The 634-nt window shown below is 58.5% G+C and carries 1 pseudogene; it reads right to left on the reverse strand.

The features are described 5' to 3' along the window. Nucleotides 1-300 precede the first annotated feature (300 nt). A pseudogene (locus AM506_RS23570) lies at nucleotides 301-634 on the reverse strand (hypothetical protein); the annotation flags it as partial.

The following is a 634-nucleotide window of genomic DNA, read 5'->3' on the forward strand; positions in this document are numbered from 1 at the left end:
GGATGGGTACCGCGGTGAGGATGCCGAACTGGGTGCCGTTGAGGTCGAGCTGCTCGGCGATCGGTACGCCGATCTCGCCGAACATCGTCCACACCATGAAGCACATGGTGAAGGCGAAGGTGTTGGCTATCAGCACCGAGGTTTGCTTGAAGCGTTCAGAGGCCATAAGACCCTCCGAGTTTGCCGGGTTAAGGGATGGTTTCAGGATATGCCAGGGAGTGATTATTGCCTTGATCGGTATCAAAAAAGCCGACCTATCATGGTGAAAGATCGGCTCTTTATTACTCCTTCAGAGAGGCTTCAGGGATTCTTCACGTAGGCGTTCTTGCGCAGGTAGAACCACCAGTTGACCACCAGGCAGAGCGCGTAGAAGACCGCGAAGCCGTACATGGCGAGTTCCGGGGTGCCGGCCTTGATCTGCTCGCCCATCACCCGCGGGGCGATGAAGGAGCCATAGGCGGCGACTGCCGAGGTCCAGCCCAGTGCCGGGCCCTTCTGCTGCGGGTCGAAGATGAAGCCGATGCTGCGGAAGGTGGAGCCGTTGCCGATGCCGCTGGCGGCGAACAAGACGATGAACAGCAGCAGGAACATCCAGAAGTACTGGTTGGGGTCGGTAGAGTTGTAGGCCAGCATC

It is taken from the genome of Rossellomorea vietnamensis (genome assembly GCF_001305855.1).
In the GTDB taxonomy this organism is placed as follows: domain Bacteria; phylum Bacillota; class Bacilli; order Bacillales; family Bacillaceae_B; genus Rossellomorea; species Rossellomorea vietnamensis_A.